The following is a 25,639-nucleotide window of genomic DNA, read 5'->3' as shown; positions in this document are numbered from 1 at the left end:
CAGGCTTTTCAAGTTTGGAGATCGTATCTATGTCGATGTTTACGTAAAAAACGGGGATAGAGTGGATGTAGATACCGTGTTGGTCTTAACCCGATGGGATAACACCCTGGAGTATTTCAAATGGAAGATGATTCATCTTTCCGACTACAAAGGAAAGGAGATCAAGATCGCCTTTCGTCAGGCGATGTCACGGTGGGGACGAAGCCGTCTCTTTGTTGTGGATAATTTCTCCATTTGCAATGCCGGGCCCTCAGATGTCGATGATGATGGTATTCCGGATAATCTGGATTATTCACCAAACGGAAATCTTCTACCTCCCCCTGAAAACTTTACTGCTGTCAATGGCAGTGAACTCAGCATGGATCTCTCATGGTCACCCCTGGAACGTCAGGTTTACCCCATTGCCGGGTACAAGATTTATCGACGGTGTAAGGACAGTACCAGGGACTTTTTATTGAATTTTCAGGAATTGCTTCCCCCGGAAACCGATAGCTTTAGTGACGATTCCATCCGAAATGCAACAGAGTACACCTATAAAATTGTGGCTGTCTCCAGTGACGGCAAGCGAGGCGTCGCTGCAGAGTCAAACTCAGCCTATGCTGATTACAACCTCACACCTTTCCCCTTTGAAGAGAGTTTTGACAGTGTTGTCCCAGGGGTTGTGATCCCCGATGATTCCGGTTGGGCAATCTCAGAGGCCCATGGCGAATGGGATAATTTCAGCGGGAATTATCACCTGGACAGTAACCCAAGTGAATCGGACCAGGTCCTTGAGTGGGGCTCACGCCATATTGTCCGGGCCAGCATGAAGAACAGGGTTCATATACCCTACGATGCCGAAAACCCAACCTTGTCGTTTTGGTACAAGATGGATCTACGAACCCTGGATACCGACGATTTCGGGTATGGCAATTTTTGGGATTATCAGGACGACTTTAATTTTCTAACAGGGCTTCTTTACGGAGATCGAATTTATATAGATATCCACTTCGTTTATTACCGGATGTGGGGGGACCCTGTTGAAATGGTTCATCGCTATGTCCGGACCTATACTCCGGAAGACAACAGCACGGATTATATTTGGGACTCTATCCCCCTTGATCTCTACAAAGGAACCGAAATCTGGATTGATTTCAGAAAAAAGACCGGGTGCAGCGGTGAGGGAAGCGCCTTTGTTCTGGACGACTTAAGGATAAGCGACGCCCCCCGGGTAGATGACAACGGCAACGGTATTCCCGATGCCTATGAGAGCCCGCTGGGTTCAGATAAGTTGCCTTATGTGCAACATTTTAAGGCCGAATCCACCGATATCGGTTCGGTTGAACTCTCCTGGGAGCCGGTACCAGGCAATCCCGGTCTCGAGCCAGCAGGGTACATTGTATACCGGCAGATTGACGGAGAGGATGGCTTTCAGCAACTCACCGATGCCCCCTTGCCTTATGATACGACAAAATGGACCGACACCACCATGACAGTCAACGGAAGGTATCGTTACTATGTGGTGGGGGCCACCATAGATGGAACCGAAGGGTACCCGACAAACGTGATCTCGGTGGATGTGGTAATTCCGGCACCGGTCATAACTGCTCAGCCCCAGAACACAGAAGTGCTGGAAGGTGAAGAGGCCTCTTTTACCATTGATGCCAAAGGCCTGGATCTTTCGTATCAATGGAAACGAAACGGCGAACCCATACCCGGAGCCACCGCAACGTCATACAACCTCCCCCAGGTGTCCCTTGATGACCATGGGGCGAAACTTTCCTGCCAGGTCACCAACCGGGCCGGAATCGTGATCAGTGAATCCGCTGTACTTACAGTCCATTTGGCACCGCCTGTGATCAGTCGACAACCTCTCTCCCAGGCTGTCATGGAACGATCGAAGGTTACCTTTCATGTTACAGCCACCGGGTCAAATCTCACCTACCAGTGGCAAAAGGACGGTGTGCCTGTGCCTGGTGCCACGGCGCCTTCCTATGTTCTCGATCCGGTGCCGTATATCGGCTTTGATGGTTCAACGTACCGGTGCCTGGTCTCCAATGCCTGGAATGGCGAAAGCCATGTGGTGACCAGTCTGGGGGCGGTTCTTGATGTGATCCTGGCACCGCCTGTCATTACCGAACAACCCCATGCAAAGCATGTGACCGAGCATAAACCGGTGACCTTTTCTGTCTCTGCCGTGGGCACCGGGCTGACGTATCAGTGGCTGAGGGATGGTATCGAAATTCCGGGGGCTGAGGGTTCCTCCTATACAATCGGCACCACCTACCTTGCGGACCATGGACGTCGGTTCAGTTGCCGCATCGATAATACCTTGGATGCAGGATCGACCCAGGAAGGCGGCATCGTCACAAGCCACAGCGCATTGCTTTCTGTGGATTTGGCACCACCCGTGATCACCACCCAGCCTGTGGCTCAGACCATTACCGAACGAGGTTCTGTGACTTTCATTGCCATGGCCTCCGGTTCCCATCTTGCTTATCAATGGCAAAAAAATGGAGTAGCTATTGAGGGTGCAACCCAAAATACCCTGACCTTGGACCCGGCATCTTATGATGACGACGGCGCTGTTTTTCGGTGCCTTATCTCCAACGCCTGGAACGGGCAGAATCACAGCGTCATCTCAGCCGAAGCAGCCCTTGATGTGATTCTGGCCCCTCCTGTCATTACGTTGGACACCCCGCCCACCGCCACACAGGAAGAGGGCAAGTCTTTGGATCTTTCGGTGGAGGCTCTCGGTACCTTTGTTACCTACCAATGGTTTAAAAACGGAATTCTTATCGACGGTGCCACCGATGCCGTCCTTCATGTCGATGCGGTGGCTCTGGATGATCACGAAATGACGTATCACTGTGTGGCTGCAAATACCCGGGAAATCAACGGCAAGGTTGAAGGTGGCAAGGTTCAGAGCACCTCAACCCAACTGACCGTGAACCTTGCCCCGCCCGTGATTACTACCCAGCCTGTGACCCAGACCGTTACCGAACGGGGTTCCGTGACTTTCACTGCCATGGCCTCCGGTTCCCTTCTTACCTATCAATGGCAAAAAAACGGAGTGCCCATTGAGGGGGCAACCCAAAACACCCTGACCTTGGACCCGGCTTCTTATGATGACGACGGCGCTGTTTTCCGGTGCCTTATCTCCAACTCCTGGAACGGGCAGACCCACAGCGTAATCTCCGCCGAGGCTGCCCTCGACGTGATCCTGGCGTCCCCTGTTATCACCTTGGACACCCCGCCCACAGCCACACGGGAAGAGGGCAAGTCTTTGGATCTTTCGGTGGAGACTCTCGGTACTTTCGTGACCTACCAGTGGTTTAAAAACGGAATTCTTATCGGCGGTGCCACCGACGCCATCCTTCATGTCGATGCGGTTGCTCTGGGTGATCACGAGGCGACGTATCATTGTGTGGCTTCAAATACTCGGGAGATCAACGGCAAGATTGAAGGCGGCAAGGCCCAGAGCATCTCAACCCAACTGACGGTGACCCTAACCCCGCCCGTGATTACAACCCAGCCTGTGGCCCAGACCGTTATGGAGCGTGGTTCCGTAACCTTTACCACCGTTGCTGTCGGATCTCACCTTTCATACCAGTGGCAGAAAAACGGGGCTGCCATTGAAGGGCAAGTCGAGAATACCCTGACCCTGGATCCGGTCCTCTATGAAGATGACGGAGCTGTGTACCGTTGCATCGTTTCCAACGCCTGGAACGGTGAGAGTCACTTTGTTGAGTCTGTATCCGTGGCCATGGATGTTCTGCTTGCCCCTCCGGCCATTGAACAGCAGCCCACGGATGTGACTGTGGTGGAGCGAGGGTCTTCAACCTTTTCTGTGAAGGCCATTGGCACCAACCTTACGTACCAGTGGATGCTAGGTGGAAAAGACGTGGCGGGAGCCACGGGCGCCTCATGGACCCGTTCCTCAACGCCCCTTTCCGATGACGATGCCGTGGTTACCTGTCGCATCAGCAATGCCATGGATGGATCCACCGGCCCTGAAGGCGGCACCCTTGTAACAGACCCTGCAACCCTTGTCGTGACCCTTGCACCCCCGGTCATCACCGAACAGCCAAAGGCAGCAAAAGTGACGGAGCGTGAGTCCGTTACCTTTACCGTAAAGATGATCGGCTCGCATTTGAATTATCAATGGATGAAAAACGGCAAGGCCATGGACGGGGGCGTTACGGTCAGCGACAATGGTCTCGAATCCACCTGCACCCTTGCCAAAGCCGACTACAAGGATGATGGGGTTCTTATTTCCTGTGCGGTAACCAACAGCTGGGAGGGTGTGGACCACATCGTAACCAGCGCAGAGGTCCCTCTGGATGTGGTACTCGCCCCCCCACTCATTCTTACGCAGTCACCTGCCGCACGTGAGGTTACGGAACGCGATTCCTTTTCCCTCGAGGTGGAGACGGAAGGGACTTTCTGCTCCTGGCAATGGTATATCGGTGAGGAGCCCATTGAAGGTGCCACCCAGCCCAAACTCGTTATCGACAGCACGCCCTTGAGTTACCATGGGGGCATGATCACCTGTCGTACCTCCAACGTCACAACCGTTGGGGGCGTGCAAGAGGGCGGGGTGGTGACGACCACCCCCACAGCGTTGACCGTTCACCTGGCACCCCCTCTTATCGAAACACAACCGGCAAGCCTTACCGTAGACGAGAAGGCCAGTGCCGAGTTCTCGGTGGACGCCATCGGCTCACAACTCGGTTACACATGGTTCAAGGATGGGGCTTCCATCGCCGGGGGCACATCAAGCACCCTCAAGCTGAAGAACGTTCTTCACGATCAAAGCGGGGAGTACCACTGCGTGGTGACAAACGGTGCGGGCAGTCAGACCAGCCGGACTGTTGATCTCATTGTGGTGGTCGATCCCGAGCCGGAACTTACCCTCGAAGGACCTGAAGAGCGGGTCACCAACGATTTCATGATCTCTTTGTCGGGCTACGCCCTGGCTCCGGGGACAACCGTCCAGAGCATCTCTGCCGCGAACGACCGGTATACGGGCCAGAGCTTTGGCATCACGCTGGATGCCAGTGGTGCCATTGTCGGTGAGGTCCCCCTGGAGCTGGGCCTTAACACCATTACCCTTACCATGGTGCTTTCAGACGGCACCATTGTGACAAAGGTGATTACTGTGACGGCCGGCACCGCCTCTCTGCCGATTATTTCCATCACCTCGCCGGTGACCGGTACGGTGGTGACGACCGATCAGGTGACTTTTGCCGGGAAAATTCGGTCCAGCCTGCCTCCGGAGCAGATCCGTGTGATCCATGACGAGAACCTGACTTTCCCCACGGGGTCAGACGGTGATTACACCTTCTCCTTTGAGCACTCTGGTCTTATCAAGGGACACAACCTTCTGAAGGTGATCGTGGAGACGCCTTTCGGGAACGTCTCAGCGCAGGCCGTTGTGATTTATACCGACGAAGAGGCTGTGGCGAACGCAACACCGCCCACCATTGAAGTCTTTTCACCCCTTCCCGGCCGAATGGTCACGGAAAATGAGGTCGCGGTGAAGGGCATGATACGGGGAGAAGCCGCCATCACGGCGGTGGAGGTCAATGGAACGCCCGCGACCCTTACGGGCAGCGGGACACAGGTCTCCTTTAAAACGCTGATCGATATAAACGCCGGTGAGCAGGCCACCATTCGTATTACCGCAACGGATGCCACAGGAGAAACCGGAGAGCTGACCTATGAGGTGGGGCAGGATCAAGCACCGCCGGTTATTCAGATTACCTCCCAGGCCCTGCTCGGTGACAGCGAGCCGTTAGAGATTGTCGAAAACCCCCTTGCCGTGACAGGGCGCATCATCGAAGCCAACCTGGCAGGTGTGGCCGTGGAAATGCGCAACCTTGAAGGGGAGGTGCTGGTGCGAACTCAGCCATCGATCACCCCGGCCCAGGGCGATGCTTTTGACTTCGCCTCTGATTTGATCCTTCCTGCCGGCAGTGATGTGGTTCTTTTTGTGGAGGCCTGGGATATGGCCGGTAAACGTACGGATCGCTCCTTCTCCCTTCGGTACGACGGCGGGGTAGCCATTGAGGTTATCTCCCCGGTGGACGGCTCTCGGAGAACCGTCTCCGGTCAAGCCATGGAATTGCCTGTCACCCTTCGTATACCTGGCATTCATGAGTCCGATACAGTGACAGCTCTTCTTGACGGCGTGCCTCTCACGGAATTGACCCGCTCGGGTGCCACTGTCCATGGCTCGCCCACGGCGACGTCCACAGAAGGCTATCGTGAATTGAGCGTTGCCGTTCACAGTGCCGGAGGCGAACTCCTGGCACAAACCCGATGTCGTTTTCTTGTGGTAAACCTTGACAATATGCCGCTGAAAGTAATTCGGCAGGAACCGGCCAACAACGCCGAAGGCGTGGAACCCAACGCCTTTATTGCTTTCTATTTTAATAAAGAGGCAGATCCTTCCAATCTCTCCTTCGAGGTGTATGAGACCGTGCATGGCAAGGTGTGGACCCAGCCGGAAAAGGGCGCAGACATCACCGCAATCAGTATCGTTTCCATGGAAGAGATCCACCGCAGCAATGAGCCGGTCCCCGGAGGTGTGTCCGTACTGCCCGGCAACACCATGGTGGCCTTTTACCCGGAACGGGACTTGGGGTACACCGCAACGGTAACGGTGAAACTCCTCAACGGAGAAGAGGAACTCTCCCGAAGCGTCTTTACCGTGCGTCCACGACCCACCTTCATCAAAGGGATGCTCAGCACCCAGTTCACCGAGTCCCTGGACGGCTTGAAAATTACTATCCCCGAGCTTGGCCGGACCACGGTCTCTTCGGATGGCGGCAATTTTGCCTTTGGATTTGGGGATAAGGCCGATGCAGTGATTCCCCCGGGCAAGTACCGTCTTATCGTGAATCCGGCCATGGAAAACCCGGAATTCGGTACCGTGGAGAGCTGGATCAACGTGCAGGAGGGGATGCTGAACCAGATACCCGTTACCAAGGTCCCCGTCCTGAATCCCGAGGAGCCCTTCCGTCTTGTTGTGTCCCGAAAAGCCGATAACCTGCTGGCCGGAAACGAGTTGAATCTCAACTTGGAGAAGGCAATTCTTCATTTCCCCGACGGCAGGTCCCAAGGCTCCGTCCATACCCAGTTCACCCCCCTGGACAAAGTCGGTTGCGGTTTGAATCCTGTTGCGATTCCTCATTGGGTTTTCGCCATCCAGCCCATGGGCATCGAGGTGAGGGGAACCTTGGAACTCACCGTGAAAATGCCCAAGCTCTACGGCACCCATGAGTACGTGGAAAACCTGGGAGACCGGGTGGTCCTCGTGGGCTACGATCCCGACGCCATGCAGCTCGTTCCCGTAGGGGTAGGTCTTGTGGACAAGGAACACTATAAAGTGACCAGCGAGCGCCCCGTTTCCGTTCGCCGTCTGGACTACCTCGGTTACGCCGTCGTGGATGAAGCCAAGCAATCCCTGCTCAAGGAGTATGTGGACGGCACCATTTCCATGGCTCAGCTGACCTTTGAGCTGCAATAGAGCTCAGGGTAAAGAGTGGCCTCCAGCGGTGGGGTGTGCCACTGCAAAACCGATCTCGTTCTGTCTTTTGAAAAAAAGACGTACAAAGTGCGGCACTTCAAAATAAGAGCTTGGTTTTTTGGACCTGTTTTTTTGTCCCGTTGCAAACGTTTGGTCCCCGGCAAGGCTGCCGGAGGCGTACATATATCACCCAACTCCGAGACCTGGATACGCAGATGAACCTGAGACAGATGAAATCCTTTTTGAAAGCAACGATTCTGACCTCCATGATGGTTGTCCTTTTCCTTTTCAACCCGGTGTCCTCCCGCCATGCCGTTGGCAGCGGTGGCCCGGCGTTTAAGGGGGGATTTATTGCGGGCAAGGGGCTGGTGCTTTCTGATGCCGGGAATCCCATATGGGTGGAGTACACCACCGATGGAGAGGTGAACGTGCCGGATGAGTTGGGTGAGGCCGTGGGGAGTCTTGAAGATGCCATTGTGATGCCTGTCCACACGTTCCGGGCTCATGTTGCCGAATTCATGGCACTGAAAGCGTCTTATGAAGGGCAGTCCGATGCGTATCAGGTACTGACCAGGGAAAAATATCTGGAGCAGACCTTTCATCTTGCCGACGGAACGGTCTATGGGAACAAGCCTGCCTTGAAAAGTCAGGACACATACAGTGTGGTGGTTCGAACTTCGGCTTATCTCTACAGCCAGGGCATGGACCTAATCCTTCTCGAGTCCCCCGTTAATCTCGGTCGTCCTGAATCCATACCGGAGGATCCCGTTGACCTGAGCCCCGATTTTTTTATTGACCCCGAAGCCGTGACTCTTCTTCTGCAGAAGGATGACCGTCAGGTTCTCTATCAATCTCCCCATAACATAGGCTACAAAGCAGCCTTTTATTCCAAGAACGGAGACTGGGAAGATGACTCCGGGCAGATGGGGCTCTATTCCTACGATCACAAGAAAGACAAACTCTGGGCGCCCCTGGAAGGGGCTAAGATTTACTCCAACCTGTATCCCATGGGCCAGGACAGCGCCGATGAGAACGGTCGGTTTATGTTGAAATACGTTATTCCTCCCTGTCCCGGATTTACATTCACATATGAGCATGATGTGGTTGGCGAGTTGGCTTTTCAAACCTTCAACCCCAAGTCACGGAGACAACTCCTCCGTTACTTCGTATCTCGGCCGGTTTTTGATTTTTGCATGGGATATTCAGAAGGCGTGATGCCCATGGGCTCAATCGGAGTTGCAGCTAAATCGGGCTTGGAGACACAAGAAGCGTATTATTCGGGTATGAAGGCTGACATTGATGCCAGTACGCCTGTAAAGCTCACCGTGGACCTGGCCATGCTTACCGGAGAGGCCGTTCTTAAAAACGAAAAACATGATGGCGTGTTGAGCAGCGAAAAAACACCGGAGACTCTCCCCCTTGTTGAAAAGACCGTATACGACGGCTCCACCGACACATTTACAAAGTACGGGGACTACGATGGCGACGGGGACGAGGACACGCTTCGGTATAGCCGGGAGTACAACGATGAAAACAAACGCGTGTGGTTTCTATCTGTCTGGTACAACGGGCATAACCCGGCAACCGAAAAGCCCAATAAGCGGATTGAACTCGATGAAAAACCCGATCTTGCGGGTACATCGCAGACGGGGCTGAGCGATTACGGGTTGCTGACCGGCATATCCAGGGAAGATCTGGGAAATACCGATACCTTGATTTTTCGTGAGTCCACCGGGATGCTCATTACGTATCGAGAAGGTTTGAAACCGGCAGAAACACCCGTTGCCGGGAGTATTACCAGTGAGACCGAAGCCCGTGTTAACTACCGCATCAAGATGCGGGGCCCCATCCCCACGGCACCCCATGCCGAGTCCATTGCCGACTGGGGGGCGAGATCAAATCTCAATGCCGACCTCTGTCGCCGGAATGCCGATCATATACGGCCCGGGGAATGGGTCAAGGTGGTTATGATTAACCGTTCCACAGGCTACATGGGGTCCCAGAGGGTTCAGGTGGGGCTCAGTTCAGAGGGCAGTGGCCTGATTAATTTTACGCCGCCGGAAATCCAGATGCGCCCCCCAAACCTGAAGATCAGGGCTGAGCGGACTTACATGGTGGATACCGGCCTGGACAAGGGGGACAAGGAGTATCTGATCGGTTTCGAAGGCTCCGGGCTTAACAGCGATGATATCATTAAAATCACCACCGAATGGGTGGATTGGGACGGTTCCTCTCTCCCCGAAGACCTCATGGGCTTCACCGGCCGCATCGCCAAAGTGGTGGATGTCAATGAACTGGACAATGCCTCCTCGTTTCTTGCCAAGGATTCCGGCACACCCGATGAGACCCCGATGGACGGGGAGACCTGTCCCAAGCTGGCACAGTTTGAGATTCGGCCCGGTATCCATACCCAGGTCGTAAAACTTCCCAGGGGGGACAACCCGGATTCCCAGAAGGGGCACTACTATATCCAGGTGAGTGGCGAACCGGTCGAAAGAAACCCCAATTTTTCTTCCGCTGCGGACTTCAAGAGCCTCGGGGCGGGGGACGGCCTCTTGCAGTATCGGCCTGCCCATTACGTACCTGTGATGGTTCCCGTCTATGACACCGTCGCCACGGAAGCGGCCGAGTCGCTTCGGAGGAAACTGATCAGCGAAGGGGCAGACCCTGCAACGTTGCCCCCGGTGGAACCGGTGTACGATTGGGTGTATCGGCCGGAGATGCAGTTTTCCCTGCATAACCTGGTCATGGATGAATCCCTTCTGCTGGACAGTATGGCAACGGCCCCCCGGGTGTATGGGCATTACGACCTGCCGTCTCTGTTTTCCTCTTTAACAAATACCTACGCTCTTTTCATGGAAGACCTGCCCGTGATGGATGCATACGGGTTTGGCCGTGAGTTTGTCTTCGCGTTGAATGATGTGGATGTAACGGCGACGGTGGGAGCGGACGGAACCTTTCTTTTTGATGATGTGGATGTCCTGAGGACCATCGAGCCTGAAGACCTGCTGACGCTGCAGTTGTTTCAGGCGGGGGATGACGCAAATATCCTCTGGCAATACTCTTTTCCCGAACTCGTGCGTACCGAACCTGTGCCGCCCTCCGCTGGCGATGGTGCCCAAGGCGGTTCCGTATCCTCAAAAACATTTAACGTCTCCCGAAGCTACCAGGCTGCTCAGTTCGCACCTCCCGCCGATCAGGTGCCCTATCTGGACAGTTTTCAGATTGTTCCGTTTTATGTGGAAAACGAGGCCTACGTCAGCGTCAAGCTTCTGGATGATGAAGGGGATGAAAAAGGGACTCTGGTACCAGAACGACTTCTGGTTCCGGGGAATTATCGTTTTGCCGTGGATTATGAGTCCCTTGAGGATGCCGGGTTGATGCCCGGAAGGACATTCGAAGCGGTTCTTGAGGCCACCCCTGCGGATCGTGGTCATACGCGGCAGGTCCGGTTCAAGGGGCGTATGGTGCTGAGGCGGGAAGGCCACGTCCTCGGCCAGGTCATGGTTCACAACGTGTTGATCCAGGATGGTTCCCTTAATCTGTCCCGCCAGGATTTTCAGCTTAAGGGCAGGGGGCCGGACCTTGCTTTTTCTCGGAGTTACAACAACCAGTCAAAAGCCCATGGGTTTATGCCCTTCGGGCCCGGCTGGAGCCACAATTATGACAAAAAGGTCATCTGCCGGAAGGCAGGGCGAGACGAGACCCGGCCCCTGCCGAAGTGGGTGGACGACTTGAAAGACGATTTTTTCACCCCGGATCGCATCCCCTCCGAAGAATCGGGGTGGGATTACATCACGGTCAACGGCACCAGCTTCAGGAAAGTCGAGGACACGTGGTACGCCGACCGGGGGCGTCACGGCAAGCTGCGTGTTTCCGACGCCACCATCACCTACACGTCAAAGGACGGAACCCGTTATATCTATGGCAACCCGGCTCTCCCCTGGTTGATATCCGCAGGGGATGACGAAGCGCACTTCAAGATGGCGCCAGGCAAAGGGACCGGTTATCTCAAGACAATCAAGGATCGCAACGGCAACACCGTGACCCTTGAGTATGATGTGTTTAACCATGTCTCCAGGGTCACCGATGCCGTGGGGCGTGAAATGCTCCTGACCTATGCAAACATTCCCAGCGGCACCTGGGGCATGGAGCGGCGGTTGACCGGGGTGAGCGCCTCCGGCGGGATTGCCGTCTCCTACGAGTACGACGAGAACGGGCTTCTGAAAAAAGTGACCCGTGCTGACCGGTCCGAGACCTACGCTTATGAAAAGAAGCTCCCCCGATCCTTTGAGTACAACCTGACAAAAACCACGGACAGCAACAAGCACAGCTACGAATACACATATTACGGCGTAGGGGCCTTTGACAGCCTGATCAACGTGGCAGGTCTCCTCGACTCCTATGAGGCCCTGGAGACCGTCACCTATCCGGGGGGCGCCGATGCCGAATTTACCTACGACAAGACCGGCAACACACGGACTGTCGTGGACCTGCGTGAAAACCCCACCACCTACAAACTCAGTTTTTACGGCAATCCCGTCGAGATCCACGAGCCTTTGAACAAAGTCACCAAGATGACCTGGAGCATCACCGAAGGCAAGCCCGACAACGTCATGACCTCCCGGGAGGACAGCAACAAGAACCTCACCACCTACGATTACGATGCAAACGGCAACGTCACCAAAGAAACCGACGAATACGGGAACAGTATCCAAACGACGTGGAATGAGTTCAGCCAGCCCCTGACACGCGAGGATAAAAACGGGGTGACCCAGGAGTGGGGGTATGACGAAAAGGGCAACCTTCTCTCATACAAGGACGGAGAAAACCAAAAGCTCGGCATCGCCGTCACCTATACCTGCAATGAGTATGGAGAGCGGGTGACCATGACCGTCCCCGCCGGGGAGAACCCGTCTTCCCCTGTGACCACCTATACCTACGACGCCCAGGGCAACCCAGATACCGTGGTTCTGCCCGAGGGGAGCAAAACAGACTACGACTACGATGTGCGGGGTCGGCTGGTGGCCGTCACCGACCCCAGGGGGTTCAAAACCGTCACCGCCTACGACGACCTCGATTACAAAACAAAGGTGACCCTGCCTGTGAACGCCTTTGCCGACGGCGCCACGCATAGTCTCAACTATGATTATGATCCCGAAGGCAACCTCCTGTCAGAGAACGACCGCAACGGCCTTGGCCTGACGTACACCTATTATCCGCGGAATCAGGTGAAGACCGTCACTCGAAGCATCGGTGGCGTGAAATCCTACCTCTACGACGAGAACGGCAACCTCACCAGCGAGACCGATTGGAAAGCCGTGGCCACCACCCACGAATATAACGAGCTGAACCAGCGCACCTCAACGGTCAACCGGCTGGGGCTCCCCATGTCCATGAAATATGACGGGGAGGGCAACCTGACCGAGACCGTCGATTTTGCCAAAACGCGCACCACCCACGGCTACGACAAGTTGAACCGCCGCACCCTGACCGTTGTCCACGGCGAAGACGGCGGGGAGGTGAAATACGCGTATTACGACGGAGACGATCCGGACGCCAACCTGAAAACCGTCACGGATCAGAATGAGGAAGAAACCCACTTTGAGTACAATGGCCGCTACCAGAAGTCCAAGCGGACCAATGCCCTCACCGATACCTTTGAATGGCGTTACGATGCCCGGGGCAACCTCATCGGTACCACCGACGAAGAGAAAAACGAAAAAACCTTTGCCTATGACCTTCAGGACCGCAAGGTCGCCGATAGAGCCTATCTTGACGGACGCGAGATTCGAACGGCCTATGCCCACGATGCCTCCGGCAACATCACCTCCGTGACCAATGCCCTGGGCAAAACCACCGAGCAGGCCTTTGACCCCTGGAACCGGTTGGTGAAAATCACAGATCCGGACGGGTTTGTGGTGCGCAAGCGCTACGACGGGCAAGGCAACCTCACCCTGGAAACCGACGGCAACCAGGTAAGCCGGACCTGGAAGCGTGACCTCCGCGGCCTGGTGGAAGAGGCCACCGACGGCGAAGGCCACGTGACACATAACACCTTTGATGCCAACGGAAACATCCATACCACCACGGCCCCCAAAGGCACGGTGGTGACACAGACCTACGATGCCGAAGACCGGTTGAAAACCATCACGCAGCAGGGCTTTCTGGAAGAGGACGGCACCCAATTGGTGCGGTCCCGGTCTGTGCTGGAGCGCGACGGCATGGGCAACATCCTTCAGGAAGAGGATTTTAGGGGCCATGTCACCAAAACCCGTTACAACGCTCTCTACCTCCCCGTGGAGGTCACGGACCCCGCACTGAAAACCACCAAGACCACCTATTATCCCACAGGATGGGTGAAAACGATCACCGATCGCAGGTTGAAAACAGAAAAGCGGGAGTACGATGCCCTGGGTCGTCTCACCCTGGTCACCGACCCCCTGTCCCAGACCGTGAAAACCACCTACGACCAGGTGGGCAACGTAAAAACCGTAGAAGACAAACGAGGCATTCTCACCGAAAATGTCTATGACGACCTCTATCGGGTGGTCCGCGTGGAGCGGGCAGGGCTCACCACCGCCACCCGGGAGTACGACGACTTAGGCAACCTCACCGCCGAGACAGATGCCGAAGGCGTGCGCATCGAATACAGCTACAACGACCGCGGCCTGCTCCACGTCACCACCCACACGGACGACGGCCGGAAGGTCACCGAAACCCGCCTCTATGACGGGGTCGGGAACCTCATCTCCCACGAAAATGAGCTGGGTTACGTCACCACCACCACCTATGACGGCGAAAATCGGAAGAAAACCGTCTCCTTCGGCGGTGAGACCACAGTGTTCAACTACGACGCCCACGGCAACCTCTCGGAAACCGTCAAGCCCCTGGGTAACAAAAAAGAGATGGCCTACGACGGGTTCGACCGCCTGAAAAAGGTCTCCGAAGGAGGGCTTGAGACATCCTATGCCTATGACGCCGGTGACAACCTGAGGCACACTTACGCCCCGGGTTCCGTCCACACCGAGTACACCTGGGACAACCTGAACCGCAGGACCGCCCATATCCAGCATGTTTCGCTTAAGGCCACAGGCAATCTCACCGTCTCCTACACCGATTACGACGACGAGGGGAACCTCCTCGAAATGGTGGATGCCAAGGACCAGGTTTTTACCTATGCCTACGACGACCTGGGCCGCCAGACCGACAGCTGGAGCCCGGAGGCAGAGGCGAGCTTCCTGGAAACCACCCACATCCACACCGATTACGACGGCAACAGCAACGTCACCCAGATCACAGAAACCAAGACCGGGGATGCGGGCTCCCTCACCGATGTCACCGTCAACGTCTTTGATGATTTTGATCGCCTGGAAAGCTCAACCCAGCGGGGAGTCGAGATCTCCTACACCTATTTTGACAACGGCAACCGCAAGACCGTCACCACCGATGCAGGCACCACCACCTACGATTACGACAGCCGCAACCGATTGAAGACCGCCACGGTCGGGAGTGATACCACCACTTGGTCCTATCGGGACGACAACCTCAAGAAGAGCATCGTCTACCCCAACGGCACCGAAACCCGCTACACCTACAACGACACCACCTGCCGCCTCGAAGGTATCGAGCACAAAAACACAGGCACCGACACCCTGGTCTCCGGTTACACCTACACCCACGATGCCAACGGCAATCGCAAAACCCAGGTGGAGGTCCAAAGCGGCGTCACAGAAACCACCGCCTACAACTACGATGCCCTGGACCGCTTGACCGATTTTAACGTCACCGGCCCCATCCCCACGCAAACCATCTACACCTATGAGAACTACAACCGCAAAACCGAAACCGTCACTGAAAACAGCGTCCTGAATAAACGCCGCACCTACACCTACGACGAGACCAACTGGCTCATCCAGATCACCGACAACACCGACGAGGCGGCTCCCTTTACCATCGACTACGCCTATGATAAAAATGGCAACACAGTCCTTAAAACCAACAGCTCTTTGACAACTCAGGATACTCGCTACAGCTACGATTCCAGAAATCAGCTTGTCCGGATCACCCGCGGGCCTCCGGCCTCACAGGAGATCCTCGGCCAGTACGATTACAACGCCAGCGGCCTGCGCGTCCGCCACCGCCTCAGCGAGCGCGGCGACGTCGACTATTTCTACGACGACGGCGCCGTCATCGAAGAGCGCAACGCCTCCGATAACTCCCTCTTAGCCCACTACCGCTACGCCGACAGGCTCATCAGCCTGGATACAGGTGGTGAGGTTCAGTACTACCACCATGATGCCCTGGGCAGCACCGTCAACCTCACCAATACCGACGGCTCCACCCGCGTCAGTTACAACCTCGATCCCTGGGGACATATCCGCAGCCAGAGCGGAACAAGCGTGAACAGGCAGATTTTCACCGGGCAGGAGCACGATGAAAAGACGGGGCTCGTCTATTTTGGGGCAAGGTATTATGACCCGGATACGGCGCGGTTTATTTCGCAGGATAGTTATCTGGGGGAGCAGGGGTTGCCGCCGAGTTTGCATCGGTATTTGTATGCTTATTCTAACCCGATGGTTTATTGGGATCCAGATGGACATATTACTTTAGGCAGAGTAAATATTAGGCATGAACAAGAAAAGGCAACCCGCGGATTAAAAATTGAAGCGGAAGCCCGTGCTAAAGGTTATCCTGTTTTAAAACAGAAATATTCTGCATTGGAGCAATATAGAAGAAACCCCAATTATATTAAAAACAAGAAAAGAGCCCTTGCCCGACAATATAAAAACGCATCGACAAGGGACAAAGTAGTCATTGCTGCAACTGGTGTTGGTGTTGGTAGTATGGCAGTACCATACGCTGGTGACTACGTTTCTTTGGGTGCAAGTGCTGTCTCTTGGGTTGCAAAACCATCTTGGTCTGCGGCTGGTGATGTTGCATTAGATGCTGTTGGTGCAATTCTGCCGTTTGTACCAGCATTAGGTACATTGAAGAAAGCAGAGCGTCTTACTGATGCTACAGATAATATTCATGATGCTGATAAGATTCTTACTGTTGAAAGCCCTGTTGGTTCGACTGATATTACTTTAAAGCCAGTAGATGCAGATCTAAGTCTAAGCATTGATCAGACGGTTTACGTTGATCCCCGTGGAAATGCTATTGTTGGTAGTTCAGAGCTCCCTAAGAACTATAGAGGTGAAAATATTATAGTTCCGGAAGGACACGTTAAAAGTGATTTAGATCCAGCTTGGAATGCTGAACCAACTGTGATGGAAGGGCCTTTTACGTCACAACAAAGAGATGGCTACTTAAAAGGTAATTCTGGAGGTACAAAAATTGCCCCCCACCATAGAGGACAAATTCCGGTTGAATATGGTGGTGTAATAGATGATCTGCCAGGTCCAGGACATCCTACAGGTAATATTCACACTACAGGTAATCGTCATCCTAACGATTCAATTTTTAATAATTCTACTGGTGGTGAAAATTTGCGGAAAAGAGAAATCTACAAAAGTAATCGTGATAAAGGATTGAGGATGAAAGAAATTAAAAAGGACAAATGGATCGACGAGGGAGAATGATATGGATAAGTTAACCAACCAAATTAATTCAATATTAAAGGCCTATGGCTTAAAGGGTTGCATAATAAAAAACATCGATAATAATAAGCAGATGCTTTTTGGTGATCCTTTAATTGATAATTTTGGAGATTTATTCAAAAAAACATTTTGGAATGAGGAAATTACTAATAATTTATACGAATTTTTGAAGGATAGTATATTGCCTCAAATGATGCGACAAGGGGAAAAATATTGTATATTAAGTGTTGTGGATCAAAATAGTAAGATTCTTTTTGGCTTTTTTGGTGTTTCAGTTTTAAAAGCACATGAACGGTATGAATTGGCTGAAATTATAAATGCCAAGATGAACTCTACTGATTTATCTAATATGATAATTAAGGAATACGATAATTAGGAGAAGGGGTCACCCATTTAATATCTTGTAAAGAGAAAAAACACCCTCTTCTCCGAAAAGTTGAACTTTTCAGTCTTTTTGTTTGAAGCACCAATAAAAGGTGGTTACAAAGTGCTTTTTTTACATCGGATCCTGCGTCTGAAGTTTCAATAAATCGGTTGCAGATTCAATCTGCACCAGTCACCCATCGGGATTAAGGCAGTGCAGGAGAAGCTACGCATCGCCTGCGGCCCTTGGCGCATTTGCGCCCCAGAAATCATCCAGTGCTATACCGTGTCCAAAAATAAATGACAGACCTAAGTGGTTTTTAACCAACCCCTTATTGGTTCGCGGCATGGGCAGATCGAAATAAAAAGAGCAAAAACAAAGGGGTGATGCAGTTCCAATCAGACCTGGTGGTTTTTATTCCAACCCCTATGTGGGTTACCACACCACCCCAGTGTTTATAAGATACGAAGTATCATATTTCTCCTTAGACCTCCTGTCGCCCTTGACCTCTGGAGAACGTAGCTGTCAAGGCTGCGAAGCACCGAGCGAAGCGAGGCTTGGCCCTGATAGCTGCGGGCTCCAGAGGTAAGCTTGGCGAGGGGGTCCTAAGAGTTAACAGATGGAGAATAGTTAAATAGCTTCTCGTCGTCAAAGGGTACATTATCTCTTATGATGTAATAAGAGGCCCTTGCAATTTTGTGGGCTAACGCCTTGGTGGCAATGATCGCATTGGTTTTCGCCTCTTTTTTTTGATAGAACCGCTGAGCATTGGTATTGAATCGCTTTATAAAATTAGCTGCTTCAACAAAGGCCCATTCCAGATACTTGTTGCCGTTTTTTTTGTTTCCTTTGCCCTTCACTTTGTTGTTCGAGGTCCGTTGAGATGACACACAGCGACAATAAGAGGAGAAGTCACCTACGGTCTTAAAGCGGCTTATATCGCCAACTTCAAGCATGATCGTAAGCGCAAGGATAGGGCCAATGCCGTCAATGGTCGTAAGGTTCTGAAATTCACTTTTTAGCTTCAGTTTTTTTTCAACCCGTCGTTCTATTTGTTTCGCATTGTTTTTTAGTTCATAGATTGCCGACAACATGCGTTCTGCAGTAAAGAGGAGGTCCTCGTCAAAAAACATTTCTTTGATTGGAAGAGGCTTTCGTTCTCCGATGATCATGTTTGTGGATACTCGTTGGCCGAGCTCTCGGCGTATCAAGCTTTTTAAAGAGAAAATCATTTGGGTTCGTTGCTGAATAAACATCATACGTCGTCTCATGAGATCCCTGATAGGCCGAATTTCTTTGGGATAGATATAGCCTTCTTCGATCAAATTCATTTTGAGCATACGCGCCAGCCAGATTGCATCTGACCTATCATCTGTGTGTTTTAGGCCCGAATACTGAACCATTGCAGCCGGATTGGCAAGTTTGACCGAATAACCATGACTCATCAGTGAATCCACAAGCCAGTACCAATTGAAAGTAGACTCGACAACGATGGATATCTCTTCTGTTGGGTAGCGTGATAGCTTTTGGAGTATGAGAGTTTCATCATTTGATAGCCTCTTTTGAAAGAGGAGTTCTTCGTCAGCATTCATTATGGCAACGAACATGTTGTTTGAATGTAGGTCAATTCCGACGTATAGTGACATGTGCACCTCCCAGGATATATCGGTTATCTGTCTTGATTATTTATATAATCAAAATCTTGTGAGGTGCAACTTCTCCTCTTGTATCGCTTTGAAAGCAATACTCCGATATATTCCGGGGACAGCATTGTTGGTGTAACTGATTGAGATTAATATGCTATCAGACCTACACATTTGACAAAATGCAACGAGTGGCTTAATTTAAGCATGTTGTATTTGTCTGTGCGTTCCATAGCCCTCCATCCACTTCAGCAAAAGGCACCCCATGGCACGACCCTTACGGATTACGTTTCCCGGGGCGTTTTACCATGTGACATCCCGAGGCAACGAGCGAAAGAACATCTACAAGAGCAAGCGGGATCGGGAGAAATTTCTGGAGTATCTCGGCGAGGCCCATGAACGTTACGGGGCCATCATCCATACTTATTGCCTTATGACCAATCATTATCATCTCCTTATCGAGACGCCCGATGCCAATCTTCCCCAGATCATGAAGCATGTGAACAGTTCTTATACGACGTATTTCAATGTCAAACGGAAGCGTTTCGGGCACTTGTTCCAGGGGCGTTACAAGGCCTTTCTCGTCTATAAGGACGATTACGCCCTGGATCTGTCGAGATATATTCATTTGAATCCTGTTCGGGCGGCCATGGTTGATTCGGTGATCGACTATCCCTGGTCGAGTTACAGGGCATTTGTCGGCAAAGAGGCGTCACCTGAATGGCTTGAGAAGGATTACATTCATGGGTATTTCGGAAAACGGGTTTCACAGGCCAGAAGGGAATATGAGAGGTTCGTTGACGAGAAGGGCGCGCTTCACTCCCCGAACCCTTTGGAAAATGCATCGGCGGATACCATTCTGGGACCGGAATCATTTATTCAGGGGATAAGCAAGAAGTACCTCGAAGGACGACGCAGCGATCGGGAATTGCCTGCTCTGCGTGCGTTGAGCAGCAGGCCGTCATTTTCGGTCATATCCAGTGTTGTAGATGATCATGTTGAGGATGTGAAGCTCGCCCGTAAAATGAAAATCTACCTGATGAAGAGATATTCGGGAGCGACGCTGAAAGCGATCGGAGAACCCTTCGGGTTAAGTGAATCGGCAGTCTCCCAGGTGTGCGGGCGGTTTGATGTCTTGTCCAATGAAGATAGGAGTGTTCAACAATGTCTGAACACATGCATAAAATTAATTTTGTCGATTGTGAAGGCCTGATCACTAATTAGACAGCTTCCCCTCCGCCTCCTCCAAACTGTTGTATCCTTTTTCCTGAACCAGCGTTTTATAGATCTCCTCGGACATGCTTTTGCCGGAAGCTTTCAAAGTTTCCGTGTGAAGGAAAAGAGATTTCAGTGTGTTTTCGGAGTAGGACTCCAACTCGCAACGCAGGTAATTTTCAAAAGAGGCCCAGTCGATGCCCGCCTCTCCGCCGGTCAGAGCACGGCCTCCGGCCATGATGCGCGGGTACTTGGCCATGAACTCTTTTTGCCACTGAACCATGACCCCCGTGATTTTATCAACATAGGGGCTGCTGTTTTCGCTGGGGATCAGGTTGTCCATCCTGGCATATTTATAGGTCATCAGGTTGCGATTGGTTTGTTTTGCCTTTTTGAGATCCTGCAGGTAACTGAGGAGGGTGGTCTCGGGCCATGCCAGGAACTTTGCCGTCCTGTGGAGTTTGAATTCGTCAGGGAAGTCCCGGCAGGTGGGTTGGCCCTGGTTCCGTGGGGCTGAAGCGGCCTTGTCGTTGACGGAGGAAAACATCTCCCATTCGATTTCCAGAATTTGTTTGATGATCCCTTTTTTATGGGGCGTCTTTTTTTCCACGCCCCATAAAGTGTTTTTGAATTCTGGGTCTTTGATGCGGCCGAGGATGGATGGGACGTGATCTGCTAAAAAGGGTATGTTGTCATCGGTGAATCCGAGCGCCTGAAGTTCGGCGATGACTTTCCGGCAAATCATCTCCATGGTGTCCTGTTGATTCTTCCAGCCGTCATTTTGGGACTGTTCGTTGAGAACCTGTGCAATCAGGGGGGAGAGTTCTGCCCCCAGTATCGGCAACTGGGCAACGCCTCTGAACAGCCACTTGTAAAAGGGCGCATAGGCTTTGTTCAGGAGGTAAACCAGGTGCATGATCTCTGTGCAGAATTTTACCGTGGCGGTATGTGTTACATAGGGGTCGTTTCTTAAAATACCCCGTTGCCAGTTGTATTGACCTGCCTGCCCTGCGAGCATGCAGCAGTCCGCGATTTTTTTAAGCCGGAGGTCTTCAGGGTAAAACTCAAGAAGGGCTGTTCGCCATGAGGAGAACTCTCCCAAGTGGTCTGAAAAGATTTTGCCGTTGGTGCAAAGGGCCAAATTTTCTGAAGGGATCTGCCAATCCTTGATGGAATCCGGTGTGTGATCCAAACCTGTGTAGCGTGTGTAAAAGCTGCTGGTGGCCATAACGCCCACGCGGTCCTCTTCGCCCGGACTCACGACCCGTGGGCCAAATCCCATGTATTCTTCGGGCAGGGCATTGTAGCAGGCCTGAAGCTCTTTGCCGTAGCGCTGGTAATCCTCTCGGGTAACCCACAGGCAAAAGGAAGGGCCCCAGTCGTGATCACGTGAGTATTCATCATCAAATCCAAAGCATTCGGAGCCGGGGCCAACGAGCCCGATGGCAACACGGTCCATGAGGGACTTGAACGTCTGCTCGAAAATCTCTTTTGCACATGCAGTGTAGTACGCCTCACTGAGTTCCAGGCCTTTCATAAATCATATTCCTTTGCACCGGTCATTCTCTCAAAATCAAGGGGCTGACTTCCAACTGGATCACGTTTTTGTGGTGTCAGAATGAAACCCGAAATTTAACACATTGATTGGAATTTGGTCAAACATGTACCTAAATTTATTGAAGGGGTGAAGTAGGCGGAGGCGGTTTGGGGAATCGAACAAGGCATGGGGGGCGCCCGGTGTGTGTGGCTTTTGCAGCTTGCCTCTAAGGTAACGGAGAGGGGTCAAAGCTCCTCGATACCATCCAGCCAGGCTGCTGCCCGTTCGAGTATTGCCTGCCGTTGGTCTTTGGATTTTTTACCCCACACAGCATACACCATTTTATTTCTGGGGTTGACGGAAAAAGCGGCTTGGTTGTCGTGCATAAAGTGCCAGTACAGGGCATTGAGGGGGCAGGCGTTTGGGGTCGTTGTCTCTGCAACCCGATAATGGCAGTCGCTGCAGTAGTCGCTCATCTTTTTGACGTAGTTACCGCTGGCCGCGTATGCTTTGGAGCCCACGATGCCACCATCGGCAAATTGGCTCATGCCCCTGGTGTTGGGTAGCTCCACCCATTGGATGGCATCGATGTAGATGCCCATATACCAATTGTCAACTTGGTCGGGGTCTACGCCTGCAAGAAGGCAGAAATTACCCGTGATCATCAGGCGCTGGATGTGGTGGGCATAAGCCATGTCAAGGGACTGGGTGATGGCCTGTCGAAGGCAATGCATCCGGGTCTCTCCGGTCCAGAACCAGGAAGGCAGTGGGCGAGTCGCATCCAAGCCGTTGCAGGACCCGTATTCGGGCATGTTGGCCCAGTAGATTCCCCGGATGAACTCCCGCCACCCAAGGATTTGCCGCACAAACCCTTCCACCTGTGCCAGGTCCATCCGGGGTTTTCTGGTGTGGTAGTGCTCAATGATCGTGTTGACAACGTGTTGCGGGCTGAGCATTTTGCTGTTCAAGGCAAAGGACAACCTTGAATGAAACAGCCCGAACTGCCTTTTCATGTCTGTCGCGCCAAGCTTACCGGTCATTGCATCCTGGAACCGGCCGAAGTGCTTCAGGCCGTTATGGCAAAAATAATTCAGCAATTCTGATGCTTGCTGGACATTGACCGGCCAGATCAGGTGGGGATATTCTTTCCCGATGGTCTGGATGCCGTGCCGTTTGATTCGCGTCAGGATATCCCGGACATCGTTTTCGAACAGCAACGGTTCGGGCACCAGTTTCAGGTCGTCGGCCTTCAATTTGTTGCGGTTTTGCGCATCATAATTCCAGCGGCCCCCTTCCGGCTCCTCTCCGTCCATGAGGATGTGAAATCGTACCCGCATCTTTCGGTAAAAAGCTTCCATACGATGCCGTTTGCCCCGGCTGAATGTGCGATGGATCTCCTCGTCTGAAAGATAAAAATGCTCGGTATCACAAACCATGGTGCCCACGGCTTTCATCGCCGCGGATTGGCAAAATTGAGCGAGTTGTTCTCGCAGGCGATACTCATCCGGCAGTTGGTATTCAAATTGTGTTACCTGGTGTTTTTCGAGCAAATGGCTGAGCAGCTCCGGCAGACTTGCAAAAGAGGCTGTATCGTCCAGTGTCAAGTACAGTACTTGATGACCGGCGTTGCGGAGCGTCTCGGCAAAGTTGGCCATTGCAGCAAAAAACGCGCACAGCTTCTGGACATGGTGACATACATACGATGCCTCCTGGTGCAACTCTGCAATGACATACAAGGTGTTATCGTCTTTTTGCCTGTACCAGGAGTGGCTGCGATTAAGCTGGTCGCCGAGGATGAGCCGCAGGCGAGAGTACTTCTTGGGCATGCTGTCACCTTGTTGAACGTATAGTGATGTGGTGAATGGGGTGATGGCTAATGACTGAATTAGTCTACGGCAGAAACACCGGACATTCCCCCGGTAGAAAGTCGATAATGGGGCATCGCAGGAGAAAACGATTCATGGTTTACCTGGACGGGGACGTTCTCCGGCAGATTTATCTGGGCCTGTGTCGGATGCTCTAAGGTGTGATGCGAGATGGTAATATGACCTGACTCCGGTGGCACCGGTTCAGGGGGATTGATTCTGGAACGGACAGTACCATGATGTATGTGAGACGGAGTGCTGCCGATGGGGAAATCTCTTTTGAGTTCAGAGGGATTTTGTGACCTTTCAGTGCCTGTAAACCGGACATTTCGAAGCCCTTCTGCTGCGATGCATGAATCAAGTTGGTTCTCAGACAGGGGTTTCACTTCTGCCAGGCAGAAACCGGTCAAAGATATGAGAATTGAAACGCTGTACACAATAGTCCTGAAGGTTGGTGGCATGCGGGGTTATTCCTTTGGTAGTGGTATCGCGACAAGTGAGAAAAAGGATCAGGTGTATGACACAATGAAAAGCATAGATGTGTTTGTCGCAAGATGGCTTGTTACCAGGGGGGATAGCATGGAGACTGTCAAATAAACTGTGTATCTGGCGTTTAAATCAAAGAGGGACTCTCCCCTCAAATACAATCGAAAAATAGTTGAGAGCAGCAGCCCAGTCCCTGATGGGGCGCGACCACTTCTCAGAAGCCTTTAATATCGCCAGATACAAAACCTTTCGCACTGAATCCTCTGTTGGAAAAGCTGCCCGTTTCTTTGTGATTTTCTTCAATGATGCGTTCAAAGATTCGATAGCATTTGTCGTATAAATGACTTTACGTATCGGTTCTGGGTAACGGAAGAACGGCGCTATATTTTCCCATTTAGAACGCCATATTTGGCCGATAATTGGGAACCTTTCTCCCCACTCTTGCTCAAATTGATCCAAAGCTCTCAAACCAGCTTCTTCTGTGGGTGCAGTGTAGATTTCCTTTAAACTCTTTACGACGTTCTTTCGCTCTTTCCAACCAACGTATCTCAAAGAATTACGCACCATATGAACGATACAGAGCTGGACTTCCGTCTGAGGAAAGACGTTCCCAATGGCTTCAGGAAAGCCCTTTAAGCCGTCAACACAAGCGACCAAAATATCTTTTACCCCTCGGCTTTGAAGCTCAGTGAGGATGCCAAGCCAAAATTTTGCACCCTCAGCCTCTCCAATCCAGAGGCCAAGAAGCTCTTTGTTACCTTCAAGGTTTACACCCAATGCCAGATAAACAGCTCGATTTTCAACATGGCTGCCTTTACGAATTTTTAGATATATTGCATCCAGGTAAACGATGGGGTAGACCGTATCCAACGGACGAGACTGCCACTGGCGAACATCATCTATGACGCTGTCGGTCACATTGCTGATCAGTGTCGGGGATACTTCAACACTATAGAGATCTTTGAGATGGCCCTGGATCTCTCTCACTGTCATTCCGCGAGCATATAGTGCAATGACCTTGTCATCAAACCCTGGAAGCCTTTTTTGGCGCTTTCTGACTAACTGAGGTTCGAAATCACCATCTCGATCCCTGGGAACCTCAATATCAAGTGAACCTCGATTCGTTACAATTGTCTTTTTTGTATTGCCATTACGGACGTTTGTCGAGCGACTCTTTTGGCGTTCATTCTTCTGGTAGCCGAGATGATCGGTCAGCTCGCCTTCCAAGGCGCGTTCCACAAGGCGTTTGGTTAAATCCTCAAGAAGTCCATCTTTATTAAATAGTTCTTTAGGGTCTTCATCTTTGAGCAGCTCATCTAAAAGTGCATCTATACGACTCTGCTTTTTGGCCATGGTGACATTCTCCTTTCAGGAGGTTAATACCACAGCCAGATACACAGATAAATCTCATACT

General features: G+C 52.2%; 9 protein-coding genes. 5 read left to right on the top strand and 4 right to left on the bottom strand.

Going from position 1 to position 25,639, the window contains the following annotated elements; all coding sequences use genetic code 11:
• The first annotated feature begins 61 nt into the window (after positions 1-61).
• The 3 genes from ACOYW0_RS00045 (at position 62) to ACOYW0_RS00035 (ending at position 17,491) form a co-directional block, all read left to right on the top strand.
• Positions 62-7,513: an immunoglobulin domain-containing protein gene (locus ACOYW0_RS00045; protein ID WP_482416581.1), complete on the top strand. Its 7,452-nt coding sequence runs from the start codon at positions 62-64 to the stop codon at positions 7,511-7,513.
• A gap of 215 nt (positions 7,514-7,728) precedes the next feature.
• A complete protein-coding gene (locus ACOYW0_RS00040; protein ID WP_482416580.1) occupies positions 7,729-17,097 on the top strand; it encodes an RHS repeat-associated core domain-containing protein in 9,369 nt (3,122 codons plus the stop codon).
• A gap of 1 nt (position 17,098) precedes the next feature.
• Positions 17,099-17,491, top strand: coding sequence for a hypothetical protein (locus ACOYW0_RS00035; protein WP_482416579.1), 393 nt, complete (start codon positions 17,099-17,101; stop codon positions 17,489-17,491).
• A gap of 593 nt (positions 17,492-18,084) precedes the next feature.
• Here ACOYW0_RS00035 and ACOYW0_RS00030 read toward each other — a convergent pair.
• On the bottom strand, positions 18,085-19,125 hold the full coding sequence (locus ACOYW0_RS00030; RefSeq protein WP_482416578.1) for an IS110 family RNA-guided transposase: 1,041 nt from the start codon (positions 19,123-19,125) through the stop codon (positions 18,085-18,087).
• Positions 19,126-19,387: 262 nt separating this feature from the next.
• On the opposite strand from ACOYW0_RS00030, the gene ACOYW0_RS00025 reads away from it, so the two are divergent.
• Entirely contained in the window at positions 19,388-20,335 is a 948-nt protein-coding gene (locus ACOYW0_RS00025) for a transposase (protein ID WP_482416577.1), read from the top strand.
• 3 nt (positions 20,336-20,338) lie between these two features.
• Here the strand turns inward: ACOYW0_RS00025 and ACOYW0_RS00020 are convergent, their stop codons facing one another.
• Complete coding sequence (locus ACOYW0_RS00020; protein WP_482416576.1) at positions 20,339-21,874, bottom strand: DUF4125 family protein; 1,536 nt, start codon at positions 21,872-21,874, stop codon at positions 20,339-20,341.
• 245 nt (positions 21,875-22,119) lie between these two features.
• Entirely contained in the window at positions 22,120-23,700 is a 1,581-nt protein-coding gene (locus ACOYW0_RS00015) for a cryptochrome/photolyase family protein (protein WP_482416575.1), read from the bottom strand.
• Positions 23,701-24,003: 303 nt separating this feature from the next.
• On the opposite strand from ACOYW0_RS00015, the gene ACOYW0_RS00010 reads away from it, so the two are divergent.
• On the top strand, positions 24,004-24,336 hold the full coding sequence (locus ACOYW0_RS00010) for a hypothetical protein (RefSeq protein ID WP_482416574.1): 333 nt from the start codon (positions 24,004-24,006) through the stop codon (positions 24,334-24,336).
• A gap of 21 nt (positions 24,337-24,357) precedes the next feature.
• On the opposite strand, the gene ACOYW0_RS00005 is transcribed toward ACOYW0_RS00010, so the two are convergent.
• Complete coding sequence (locus ACOYW0_RS00005) at positions 24,358-25,578, bottom strand: IS256 family transposase (protein ID WP_482415228.1); 1,221 nt, start codon at positions 25,576-25,578, stop codon at positions 24,358-24,360.
• Positions 25,579-25,639 lie beyond the last annotated feature (61 nt).

The sequence above is a fragment of the Desulfoluna sp. HI9BLuna genome, assembly GCF_056829775.1.
The sequence above is the reverse complement of the archived record's forward strand: the minus strand, read 5'-3'. Positions and strand labels throughout refer to the sequence as shown.